13 protein-coding genes and 1 pseudogene are annotated in these 11,072 nt (G+C 62.8%); 11 read left to right on the top strand and 3 right to left on the bottom strand.

All coding sequences use genetic code 11. The features are described from left to right. Positions 1-122 precede the first annotated feature (122 nt). Positions 123-527 (bottom strand): annotated as a pseudogene (locus tag HBA99_RS24685) (hypothetical protein). Between the two features lie 73 nt (positions 528-600). Here HBA99_RS24685 and rpmH point away from each other — a divergent pair. The 9 genes from rpmH to HBA99_RS24640 all read left to right on the top strand — a co-directional run bounded on the left by rpmH (position 601) and on the right by HBA99_RS24640 (position 6,848). After that, entirely contained in the window at positions 601-744 is a 144-nt protein-coding gene (gene rpmH / locus HBA99_RS24680; RefSeq protein ID WP_030097696.1) for a 50S ribosomal protein L34, read from the top strand. 24 nt (positions 745-768) lie between these two features. Further along, entirely contained in the window at positions 769-1,152 is a 384-nt protein-coding gene (gene rnpA, locus HBA99_RS24675) for a ribonuclease P protein component (RefSeq protein WP_075874121.1), read from the top strand. Continuing rightward, complete coding sequence (gene yidD / locus HBA99_RS24670; protein WP_057980052.1) at positions 1,149-1,433, top strand: membrane protein insertion efficiency factor YidD; 285 nt, start codon at positions 1,149-1,151, stop codon at positions 1,431-1,433. The genes rnpA and yidD overlap by 4 nt, the downstream gene beginning before the upstream one ends. Then, the gene (gene yidC / locus HBA99_RS24665) at positions 1,426-2,511 is read left to right on the top strand and encodes a membrane protein insertase YidC (RefSeq protein ID WP_030097693.1); all 1,086 of its coding nucleotides are present in this window, start codon (positions 1,426-1,428) and stop codon (positions 2,509-2,511) included. The genes yidD and yidC overlap by 8 nt, the downstream gene beginning before the upstream one ends. A gap of 42 nt (positions 2,512-2,553) precedes the next feature. Beyond that, positions 2,554-3,099 carry a Jag family protein gene (locus HBA99_RS24660; protein WP_030097692.1) on the top strand — a complete coding sequence of 182 codons (546 nt, stop codon included), beginning with the start codon at positions 2,554-2,556 and terminating at the stop codon, positions 3,097-3,099. 49 nt (positions 3,100-3,148) lie between these two features. Further along, positions 3,149-3,862: a 16S rRNA (guanine(527)-N(7))-methyltransferase RsmG gene (gene rsmG / locus HBA99_RS24655; protein ID WP_070923933.1), complete on the top strand. Its 714-nt coding sequence runs from the start codon at positions 3,149-3,151 to the stop codon at positions 3,860-3,862. Between the two features lie 109 nt (positions 3,863-3,971). After that, entirely contained in the window at positions 3,972-4,829 is an 858-nt protein-coding gene (locus HBA99_RS24650; protein ID WP_227457888.1) for a ParA family protein, read from the top strand. A gap of 64 nt (positions 4,830-4,893) precedes the next feature. Next, positions 4,894-5,877, top strand: a complete 984-nt coding sequence (locus HBA99_RS24645; RefSeq protein ID WP_070923934.1) for a ParB/RepB/Spo0J family partition protein — start codon at positions 4,894-4,896, stop codon at positions 5,875-5,877. Positions 5,878-6,131: 254 nt separating this feature from the next. Further along, positions 6,132-6,848: a hypothetical protein gene (locus HBA99_RS24640; RefSeq protein WP_057968875.1), complete on the top strand. Its 717-nt coding sequence runs from the start codon at positions 6,132-6,134 to the stop codon at positions 6,846-6,848. A 9-nt stretch (positions 6,849-6,857) separates the two neighbouring features. Here HBA99_RS24640 and HBA99_RS24635 read toward each other — a convergent pair whose 3' ends face one another. Continuing rightward, the gene (locus HBA99_RS24635; RefSeq protein WP_070951764.1) at positions 6,858-7,769 is read right to left on the bottom strand and encodes an MBL fold metallo-hydrolase; all 912 of its coding nucleotides are present in this window, start codon (positions 7,767-7,769) and stop codon (positions 6,858-6,860) included. 38 nt (positions 7,770-7,807) lie between these two features. Further along, positions 7,808-8,449: a TetR/AcrR family transcriptional regulator gene (locus HBA99_RS24630; RefSeq protein WP_057968873.1), complete on the bottom strand. Its 642-nt coding sequence runs from the start codon at positions 8,447-8,449 to the stop codon at positions 7,808-7,810. Between the two features lie 158 nt (positions 8,450-8,607). Between HBA99_RS24630 and HBA99_RS24625 the strand changes: the two genes are divergently transcribed. Continuing rightward, positions 8,608-9,438 (top strand): hypothetical protein, encoded by an 831-nt coding sequence (locus tag HBA99_RS24625; protein WP_070951765.1) that lies wholly within the window; start codon positions 8,608-8,610, stop codon positions 9,436-9,438. Between the two features lie 29 nt (positions 9,439-9,467). Then, positions 9,468-11,072, top strand: a complete 1,605-nt coding sequence (locus HBA99_RS24620) for a cytochrome P450 (RefSeq protein WP_081347657.1) — start codon at positions 9,468-9,470, stop codon at positions 11,070-11,072.

The raw sequence follows: 11,072 nt of genomic DNA, 5'->3' as shown, positions 1-11,072 counted from the left end.
CAGCGAGCATCTCTCTGGCAGTAGGGGACACGTCGACAGTAGCCCCTTTTCAATGATCGGTCGTGGGTTTCCACACGGTTATCCACACCTGTGGACAACAAAGCAGACCACCCCTGCGGTGGTCAGTGTGCGCATACCAGGAGATCACGTCGGATCACCTGTTCCGGGGGACCGGCTAGTCGGTGTCCGACCGCGATCGGCATCGGCCCGCGTGGGTGGTTCCGATGCATTCGCCCGGTGGAAACGGCATTCGCAGAAGCTAACAGTTTTTGTGCCGCCCCGCCAACCTATCCCGTGACTGTGGTGACAACTTTCGTAAAGGTGACAGACTGCTGTGCAGAGGGGATACGCGTGTGACGGTTGGGATCAGTTTGACCGGCGACGAGCAGGTCAGTACCCTCAAACAGTCGCCCGAACGTTGGCGGCACGGCCGCGACCCGCACGTCATCAGGGGTGAAACCCAAGATTCCGTAGGCACCGCGCCGGTGGCGAGTGAGCAGTACCAACGGACTGATGCGTCTCAGCACATTGCATGCGTCGTGAACGGGCGGCGTGAGTGATGTCAGTTGAGCACGTGACGGACATAAAGGAGTAGTAGCGGTGGCAAAGGGCAAGCGGACCTTCCAGCCAAACAATCGGCGTCGCGCGCGTACCCACGGTTTCCGGTTGCGCATGCGCACCCGTGCCGGTCGCGCAATCATTGCGGTCCGGCGTCGTAAGGGCCGCAAGGAACTGACCGCCTGAGTTTCGGGCGCAGGTAGGTAGTCGGTGTTACCGACTCGACACCGGATGACCAAATCATCCGAATTCCGGCAGACCGTCAAGCGTGGAGTGCGAACTGCCCACGCGGACTTGGTGATTCATCTGCAACGTGGCTGTGTGGGTTCCACATCGGCCGACGTCGAGGGTCCCAAGGTCGGTTTGATCGTCGGGAAATCGGTAGGCGGCGCGGTAGTGCGCCATCGGGTGTCTCGTCGGCTCCGGCATGTTGCCGCCGAGGTGCTCCCCACACTTGAACCCGTGGATCGCATGGTGATCAGAGCGCTGCCCAGTAGCAGCACGGCACTCTCGGCGAGTCTGCGTCAGCAATTGCGAGACGGAGTCCACCGGTCCATACACCGGTTGGAACCCGCACCAGAGCGGCAGCCATGAAAAGCCGTCCCGCACGCGCGGTGATCTTCCTGATTCGCCTGTATCAAACCTGGGTCTCGCCGATGCGTCTGCCCAGTTGTCGGTTTATGCCGACCTGCAGCCAGTACGCGGTCGAGGCGTTGACCGTGCACGGACTGGTCCGCGGCGGTTGGTTGGCCACGATCCGCCTACTGAAGTGCGGGCCCTGGCACCACGGTGGATGGGATCCGATTCCTGAACGCCATACCAAGCACGAAGACGTAGAGCACGTGAGCGTGCGGAGGAGTACAGCGGATGTTTGATTGGTTCAGTCTCGGGTTCATCTACTATCCCGTCTCGGCGATCATGTGGGTTTGGTACAAGCTGTTCGCGTACCTGCTGGGCCCCAAGAACTTCTTCGCATGGGCGCTGTCGGTGATGTTCCTCGTGTTCACTCTCCGCGCGATTCTGTACAAGCCGTTCGTCCGCCAGATTCGGACCACCCGGCAGATGCAGGAGCTGCAACCACAGATCAAGGCTCTGCAGAAGAAGTACAAGAACGACCGTCAGCGCATGGCACTGGAGATGCAGAAGCTACAGCGCGAGCACGGTTTCAATCCGATCCTTGGCTGCCTGCCGATGCTGGCCCAGATTCCGGTGTTCCTGGGTCTGTTCCATGTACTGCGTTCGTTCAATAGAACTACCGGTGGCTTCGGTCAGGTGCATATGTCGGTAGAGGCGAACCGTGCCACGGGTAACTACATTTTCAGCGCGGGCGACGTGGCCAACTTCCTGGACGCGAACCTGTTCGGCGCCCCGCTGGGCGCCACGATGATTCAGACGACGGGTCTGGACGCGTTCACCGAATTCAACAGGTGGGCTGTCGCGGGAGTCTCCATACCGTTGATGGTCATCGCGGGTATCGCGACCTACTTCAACAGCCGGGCCTCTATCGCGCGGCAGAGTCCTGAGGCCCAGGCCAACCCGCAGACCCAGATCATGAACCGGTTGGCGCTGTACGTGTTCCCGCTCGGTGTGGTCGTGGGTGGTCCGTTCCTGCCGATCGCCATCATCCTGTATTGGGTGTCCAACAACATTTGGACGTTCGGTCAGCAGCACTACGTCTTCAACCACATCGCTAAGGAAGAAGAAGAGAAGAAGCAGGCGGATCTGGAGCGACGGGCCGCGAATGCCCCGAAGCCAGGTGCCAAGCCGACGCGCGGCGGGAAGAACCAGCCGGCGAAACAAGCAGACGAATCCGATAGCACCGAGATTGTGGAATCGGGTGGCACGGACGAGGACACCGGGGGACAGGCTTCCCCGGACTCCACCAATGGATCAGGTACGACGAGCCGCACCCCGAAGCCGGGTGCTCGGCCCGATCGTCGCCGCAAGCGCTAACCGCCCGCGATTCTGCACGGGCGTGACAGAGGGAGAAGAACGATGACCGATCTGGACACTCAAGCCGAAGAGACCACAACCGAGGTCGACGCCGCACCCGAGGGTGAGACGCGCACGGTGGATCTCGAGGAACGTCTGGTTGCCGAGGGCGAGATCGCCGGCGACTATCTCGAGGAGCTCCTCGACGTCCTGGACTTCGATGGCGATATCGACCTCGATGTCGAGGGAGACCGCGCGATCGTGAGCATCGACGGCGGAGGCGACCTGTCCAAGCTCGTTGGCCGCAAGGGCGAGGTGCTCGACGCGTTGCAGGAATTGACCCGGCTGGCGGTGCAGCAGAAGTCCGGTGAGCGCAGCCGCCTGATGCTGGATATCGCGAACTGGCGTGGCCGTCGTCGTGACGAGCTGGCGGCGCTGGGCACCAAGATCGCCAAGCAGGTGCTGGAGTCCGGTGAGCGCGAGGAGCTCGCGCCCATGACTCCTTTCGAGCGCAAGATCGTGCACGACGCCGTTGCGGCAATCGACGGTGTGCACAGCGAGAGCGAGGGCGTGGAGCCCTCGCGTCGTGTCGTCGTCCTGCACGACTAGTCGCCACCAAATCCCATCCATGTAATTCAGTGGCCGCGCTCCGGGAGGAATGTTTCACGTGAAACACGGCGAGATCCTCCCGGTGCCGGAGGCCGCAGCCGAGGTCTTTGGCGAGCGGCTGCCTCTAGCGGTCGACTACGTTGACGCACTCGCGACGATTGGTGTGGAGCGCGGTTTGATTGGCCCACGCGAGGCCGATCGATTGTGGGAGCGCCACATCCTCAATAGCGCCGCGCTGGGGGAGTTACTCGACTCCGGTGAGCGAGTGATCGATGTCGGAAGCGGCGCGGGTCTGCCGGGTGTCCCGTTGGGTATCGCACGCCCCGACGTCGATATCGTTCTGGTCGAGCCGATGCTGCGCCGCACCGACTTCCTCCGTGAAATGATCGAGCGGCTGGGCCTCACCAACGTATCGGTGGTGCGCGGCCGGGCGGAGGAGCCAAGTGTTATCGCGGAGGTTGGCGGGGCGGACGCGGTCACGTCTCGGGCGGTCGCGGCACTGGACAAGATCGGTCGGTGGTCCCTTCCGTTGACGCGGGTCGGCGGACGCATGTTGGCGATCAAAGGCGATCGCGCCGATGAAGAAGTGCAGCAGTACGGTAGTGCGCTGAGCCTGCTCGGCGCTGACGATGTGAGGGTGGTGCAGTGTGGCACGCGGTACCTCGATCCGCCCACCACGGTGGTGGTCGCGCGGCGGAAAGAATGCGACGGAGGCCGTCGACGGGGAAGCTCCCGCGACGGTACGCGGAAGCGGAGCCGATGAGCATCCGATCAAGGAGACGACAGTGACTAGCGACGATGTTTCACGTGAAACCGGCGCAACGGGTGACGGCCACCGCTCACCCGCGAACTTTGAGGAGTCGGAGACTCCGATCGGTGCAGCCGCTCAGCGTGCCACCCAGATCAAGCAAGGATCGGTCCGTCTCCCGAAGCCGGCGCATCGCCGGATGCTGACGATCGCCAACCAGAAGGGTGGCGTCGGCAAGACCACAACCGCGGTGAACCTCGCCGCCGCGATGGCGATGCAGGGTCTGAATGTTCTGGTGATCGATCTCGATCCACAGGGCAATGCGAGCACCGCACTGGGTGCCGATCATCGTGCGGGCACCCCGTCGTCGTACGAAGTCCTACTCGGTGAGATCCCCATCAAGGACGCGATCCAATCCAGTCCACAGAGCGAGCACCTCTTCTGCGTTCCGGCGACGATCGACCTGGCCGGTGCCGAGATCGAATTGGTGTCGATGGTGGCTCGTGAGGGCCGGCTGCGTGGCGCGATCGCCGGGCTACCCGCCGACGCGTTTGACTTCGTATTCATCGACTGCCCGCCCTCGCTCGGCCTGCTGACGGTCAACGCACTCGTGGCGGCGAACGAGGTGCTGATCCCGATCCAGTGTGAGTACTACGCGCTGGAGGGCGTCGGTCAGCTGCTGCGCAACATCGAACTCGTCCAGGCCCACCTGAATCCCGCGCTGCATGTGTCGACGATTCTGCTGACCATGTACGACGGTAGGACCAAGCTCGCCGACCAGGTGGCGGACGAAGTGCGTAGCCACTTCGGTCCGAAGGTGTTGGGGTCGGTCATCCCGCGTAGCGTCAAGGTCTCAGAGGCTCCGGGATACGGAACCAGCGTCCTCGAATACGACCCGGGTTCACGGGGAGCCCTGAGTTACTTGGATGCCGCGCGCGAACTCGCGCAGCGGCCGAGCCCGTCGGCGAGTGATCCACAATGAACGCTGTGCACTACGAGAAGATGATCAGGTGCGTACAGCGGATGCAAAAAGGGAGAAGGAACCGATGAGTCAGTCGCCAGCATCACGGCGTAAGGGCGGACTCGGCCGAGGCCTGGCATCCCTGATCCCGACGGCACCGGTGGATGGTGCACCCACCCCCGCAGGCCCGCGCCTGGGTGACGCGGCCGCCGATGTGATCATCGGCGGCGGCCCAGCGGCTCCGTCTGCACCGGCCACCGATATCGGCGCGGTGTACCGCGAGATCGCGGTGACGGCCATCAAGCCCAACCCCAAGCAGCCGCGCCAGGTCTTCGACGAGGAGGCGCTCGCGGAGTTGGTCCACTCCATCCGCGAGTTCGGTGTGATGCAGCCGATCGTGGTGCGTGCGGTCGAGGGCGGTGACTACCAACTCGTCATGGGGGAGCGGCGGTGGCGTGCTACCCAGGAGGCCGGTTTGGACACCATCCCGGCGATTGTCCGGGAGACGGCCGACGACAATCTGCTTCGAGACGCGCTGCTGGAGAACATCCACCGGGCACAGCTCAATCCTTTGGAAGAGGCGGCCGCGTACCAACAGCTTCTCGATGAGTTTGAAGTGACGCATGAAGAGTTGGCGTCCCGGATCGGTCGATCGCGCCCGGTGATCTCCAACATGATCCGACTGCTGCGCCTACCGATCGCGGTACAGCGCAGGGTCGCGGCGGGAGTCCTATCGGCCGGCCACGCGCGGGCGCTGCTCGCTCTTGAGGGTGGAGCCGAGGCCCAGGAGGAGCTTGCCGCCCGGATCGTGGCCGAGGGAATGTCGGTACGGGCCGCAGAGGAAGCGGTGACGCTGGCGAACCGCAGCGATGCTCCCAAGCCGGCGCCGCGGCGCAAGCCGATCCAGATGCCGGGCTTGCAGGATGTCGCCGAGCGCTTGTCGGGTACCTTCGACACCCGCGTGACGGTGAGCCTGGGCAAGCGCAAGGGCAAGATCGTCGTCGAGTTCGGCTCGGTGGAAGATTTGCAGCGAATTGTCGACATGATGTCCGGCGAAGCCACGTCCTAGCCCACGGGGGAGAAACGTCACTGTGACGCGAAAACCCTCGAAGCGCGGCCTCCGCGCGAAAACGCTTGGCAAGTAAGAAGTTTCGGCTCCACAGGGGAATCATCGGCACAACGACGGCTCCGGCCGTGCATTCCAGGTACCGCGGCAAGGTCGCCGGGTGCCAAACCAGAAATTTCGCATATCCTTGAAGGGTTGCCGGACGTTCGAGGCGTTCCGCGCACCATGTGGACCTGACGTGGAGGCGTACAAGACCAGTGTCGGCTCGGATCGTTCCTTTGCGGCTCGATGGTTTCGAGCAGCTGCCCAAGCACGCCCGGCGGTGTGTCTTCTGGGAAGTGGACCCCGCTACCGTCGGAGACAGCCAGCACCTGTCGGACCCAGAGTTCGAGAAGGAAGCATGGCTGTCGATGGTCATGCTCGAGTGGGGGTCATGCGGTCAGGTCGCAATAGCCGGCCCGCAGTCCCGGCCCGCCACGGTGGGATACGCGTTGTATGCCCCGCCCGGGGTGGTGCCTCGCGCGCAATTGTTCCCGACCGCCCCGGTCAGTGCGGATGCAGTCCTGCTGACGTCCTTGGGTGTGGAGCCGGGTCACGAGTCAGACGGATTGCCGCACAGCATCATCGCCAATGTGGTCGCCGAGTTAGTGCGCCGCGGTGTGCGCGCGCTGGAGGCGTTCGGCCGGACCAGCGAGGCGCTGGATCTTTGCGAAGGGTCGTTGGCTAGGCATTCGGAAGCGGCAGATGTACTGGGGGAGTGCACCATCGAGCAGTGCATGATCGATGTCGACTTCCTGAAGGATGTGGGTTTCACGGTGGTCGCACCGCACCAGCATTTCCCGCGACTGCGGTTGGAGCTTGACAGCGGGCTCGGCTGGAAGGCCGACGTGGAGGCCGCGTTGGAGCGACTCCTGGAGTCGGTGCGGATTCCGCAACCTGCGGGGGCCGGCCCGGTGGTGGGCGCCGCGTTCTAGCGGCAGGGCTCATTGCCCGGCCGGAGGGTCCGTCCATTCGAATGTGGTGCCGCTGCGGCGGACACCCATCGGTAGATGTGCGGGGAAGTGGGCGGTCACCAGGCGCAAGTCTTCGTCGGCACAGCGTCCGAGCAGTGCGCGACGAGCAGCGGTACCCATGACAGGATCGGCGTCCGCGAAAAAGGGCAGATCTGGAAACTGGGCCTGCATGGGGTGATGTAGCGCGTCGCCGGAGATGATCACACCGGTGCCCGGAGCACTGATTTCGATGGCAAGGTGCCCCGGTGTGTGCCCGGCTGTGTCCAGGGTGGTGATGCGCGTGGAACCGTGCGCGTGGATTTGATGACCCGGGGCGACGAAGCGGTGCGGAGAATGTTCGAGGACCGGAAGGACACTGTCCTGATAGACCCAGCCGCCCCCCTCGGCCCACTCACCTGCCGGAGACGACTCCCATTGTGCCTGAATGTATTTGAGCTCAGTGGCGTGGAACAGGTACGTGGCGTTCGAAAAGGTGGGCTGCCAGGTGTCGTTGATCAGCCGGGTGTTCCACCCGCAATGGTCCAGATGGAGATGGGTATTGATGACGATGTCGACGTCCTCGGGATCAAATCCTGCGTGCTTGAGGTGAGTCAGGTAGTCGGTATCGAGCATGTGGAGGTCTGGGAACAAGGGCCGGTTCTTGTGATTGCCCGAGCAGGTGTCGACCACCACGACGGCGTCGCCCAGCTCGATGAGGTAGTTGTGGATGGAGAAGATCAGATCGGCACCATCTGCCGAGACGGCCGACGGTGCATAGGTGGCTCGGGCGAACGAGAGCTGTTGCTCGCTGATGGCTGGATACCAATCGTGTGGCGGGATCGGCCACACCGCAAGTTCGGTGAGCTGTGTGACTGTCGCATCACCGACGGTGAATGTGTTCACAGCGGCGGGAAACGCTCACAGGGAGCGGCGTATTCCCGCTAGGGGGCGATCCCCCGGCAGACGAGGTCGGCGGTTGCGCGTACGCGTGATGCGAGAATGTCCTGATCGGGGTCGTGCCCGTAGCGGGCAAGTATTCCCAGGGGGATGCCGGCCACCGAATCAGCGACGGCCTCGACGTCGATACCCGGCCGGACATAACCAGATTCGATCCCGTCACGTAATAGGCCAGCCAGAACCGAAGCCCCGGCGTCGAACACCTGGCAGAACTGCGCGGTCATCTCCGCATCCACAGCGGCACCCTGTTGCAGCATCAAGCGCGACAGTCGGGGATCTGCCACCACCATCCCGATGTAGGCAAGTCCGAGATTCACTGCAAAATCGTGGAATTCGTCCAGCGACGTAATGCGGCCGGGCAGTGTGTGACTGAGTGTTTCGACGGTGCGCTGGGTGGCGTGCTGTACCACGTGCTCGAGGATGTCGCGTTTGTTGGTGAAGTATCGATAGAACATCGAGTGGCCGGTGCCGAGCCGTTCGGCGATATGCGCGATCGATGTCTGGTGGTACCCGCGCTCGGAGAATTCCGCCAGGGCAGCCTCCACCACCTCTTCTTTAACGAGCTCGCTGCGTCGAGCGCGCTGCCGGTCTGCCATGCGGATCGGCGGTTCCGCGGGGTCCTCCATGCGGCTGAGAATAGTCGACGCCGCAGGCTATCGATGAGGTGTGTCGTCTTACGGAATGATTTGTCTCGAAATGATTGACTTATTCTCAAATCAGACATTAGTGTCCGAATGAACCGCTTGCCGACGGCGAAAGGACACTTGTGACGAGACGATGGAGTATGGGTGCGCAGTGGGGTCCACCACCAGTCATTCACGGTGAGCCGTGGTGGGCATGGACCGTCGTCGCGATACTTGTTACTTGCCTGGCGATTTCGCTGATCTGGGTGGGATGGATGACCCTACGGAGGCACGAAGACGCGCTGATGTACTGGCTGATCATGCTCAGCGGGGTGACAGTCCTGCCCTACTTCGTCGAGCCATGGCTCGACGTCATTGGTGCCACCACCTATATGACCAACGCCCTGCCCTACGTCACGATCGCCGACCGGCCCCTTCCGATCTTCGTTCCGCTGGTCTGGGTGGGTACGGCGCCGACGGCGCTACTCGTCTACGAGATGATCAAAAAGGGTTGGGCCGCTTGGACACTCATCTCGTTCGCGGTGATCTTCGGGATTGGCGAATGCATCGGTGAGATGGTCAACAGTCATTTCGGCCTGATGAGGTACTACAGCAACAACGCACTGGTGTACGGAGTGCCATTGCCCAGCCTCGTGCAGAACGGCGGATTCCTGGTGATGATCGCCTGGGTACTGGTAGTGATCCGGCCGCATATGCGCGGATACCGTTGGGCAATAATCCCATTCGTCGCACCTGGGGCATATCTCGCCTACACCATCATCTGCACGCTGCCGAACTACTTCGCGATTCATCTGGGACTCAGGCCCGGACCGTCGTGGGCGATCGCCAGCCTGTGCACGGCCCTCAACCTCCTGGCTGTTGTGATCGCGGCGTACTCACCTACGTGTCAGCGTTACCGCGATGCGGTCGGAGCCACGGTGTTGGGACCGGTGCGTGGCGCACCCTCCAAACAGCCCGTGCCCGTGGCGTAGTCACCCCTCGGAAAAGGAGACCAAGGAGCATGCCGCAGCCACCCACTGCCGAGAACAGGACCGATGCTTGTCCATTCGAGGCTTCCGCAGGGACGCAATCCCGCGCAATAGATGTGCCGCTGCCACGTGAGCTGACGGGAGATTGGGGGCCATTGCCGCTCAATCCGACGGTGCACGAAGTCAACGAGATTGGTAGACGGCACGGAGGATCTGCCTTCTGTAGGCATGATCCATGGCGGATCACCCGCGCAGGCATTCCTCTGGCGGCTAGCGCCGTGCGGGGAGTGGGGAGAGCGGCGCTCACTCCACCGGGTCCCGTTGGCCGACCGTTCGTCGGGAGTGTCCCGGAGATGCGGCGTGAACCCTTCGAGTTCTTCCGGCGCTGCGCAAAGGAGTTCGGCGACATCTATAGCGTTCCATTTCCATTGGGCGGCAGCATTATTGTGGTGAACCATCCGGATTACGCCAGCCAGGTGATGGACGACCCCGTCGGTCGGTACAGCATGATCGGACCGGGCCAGGCGGCAATGGGCATGATCGGTGCTGCGATTCCGATGCTGGAGGGAGACAAGTTCCGGCAGCGGCGCCGGATGCTCATGCCGATGTTTGGACGCCGCCATCTGGCGCGGGTGGCAGAGGTGATCGCCGACGAATTCGTGGGCCGAGTCGACAGCTGGGCACGGTGGGCAGACACCGGGCAGGAGGTGGACTTGCAACACGCGATCGCACAGGTGACCTTGCCCGCGTTCCTGCGCGCGATGTTCTCCTCGTCGATCACCGCGCAGGAGATCCACGAAACTGACGTGAACTTAAGGACTTTCATGTCGCTGATGGCGTCGGTGACGTTGATGAGCCCCTTACCGAACCTGCTGCCGCTACCCGGGCGCGAGAGCGCGCCCAGGTCGATGTGGAGACTGTGGCGATTGACGAGAAGGCTGATAAAGGACCGCCGCAAGCACCCGGTCGAGACCCCGGATCTGTTGAGCCTGTTGTTGGAGGCGACCTACGATGACGGAAGTCCGTTGTCGGAGCGGGATCTCAGCATGGAACTGATGATCCTGATGGCGGGTGGATACGAGACGGTGGTGGCGTCGCTGTCGTGGACACTCGCGCTACTACTGGCACACCCGGATCACCTCAACCGGCTGTACGCAGAGGTTGACGCGCTGCACGGTGCAGTGCCGACGCCGGATGATCTACCCAAGTTGTCTTGGGCGAAAGCGTGTTTCGACGAGGGGCAGAGGTTGCAGGGCCACCCGCTCAATCCTAGATTCGCGATGGAAGACGACGTGATAGGTGGGTACCTCATCCCGCGATACACCATCGTCGGCCCGTCGTTGTACTCGATGCACCGTGATCCACGCTGGTGGGTGAACCCAGACTCTTACGACCCGAATCGATTCATGGACCAGGCACTTGTCAGGGAGCGTCCGAGACTGGCATTCATGCCGTTCGGGTCGGGCAGACACCACTGCCTCGGCACCGGCATGGCCTACATGAACGCGCAGTTCTTGTTGACGATCATTTTCCAGAGGTATCGGCTGACGCTCCCGCAGACCTGGAAGCCCAAGCACCACTTCAACTTTTCGGTGACGCTCGATGGTGGGCTGCCCGTTACCCTAACGAGGGCGTGA

This window comes from Mycobacteroides chelonae (assembly GCF_016767715.1).
Lineage (GTDB): Bacteria > Actinomycetota > Actinomycetes > Mycobacteriales > Mycobacteriaceae > Mycobacterium > Mycobacterium gwanakae.
Note: the sequence above shows the minus strand (reverse complement) of the source record. Positions and strands in the feature narration are given on the sequence as shown.

Coding starts and splice junctions, on each gene's coding strand:
- yidD (WP_057980052.1), top strand. CDS start 1,149: ATGAAAAGCCGTCCCGCACGCGCGGTGATCTTCCTGATTCGCCTGTAT.
- yidC (WP_030097693.1), top strand. CDS start 1,426: ATGTTTGATTGGTTCAGTCTCGGGTTCATCTACTATCCCGTCTCGGCG.
- HBA99_RS24660 (WP_030097692.1), top strand. CDS start 2,554: ATGACCGATCTGGACACTCAAGCCGAAGAGACCACAACCGAGGTCGAC.
- rsmG (WP_070923933.1), top strand. CDS start 3,149: ATGTTTCACGTGAAACACGGCGAGATCCTCCCGGTGCCGGAGGCCGCA.
- HBA99_RS24645 (WP_070923934.1), top strand. CDS start 4,894: ATGAGTCAGTCGCCAGCATCACGGCGTAAGGGCGGACTCGGCCGAGGC.
- HBA99_RS24630 (WP_057968873.1), bottom strand. CDS start 8,449: ATGGAGGACCCCGCGGAACCGCCGATCCGCATGGCAGACCGGCAGCGC.
- HBA99_RS24625 (WP_070951765.1), top strand. CDS start 8,608: ATGGGTGCGCAGTGGGGTCCACCACCAGTCATTCACGGTGAGCCGTGG.
- HBA99_RS24620 (WP_081347657.1), top strand. CDS start 9,468: ATGCCGCAGCCACCCACTGCCGAGAACAGGACCGATGCTTGTCCATTC.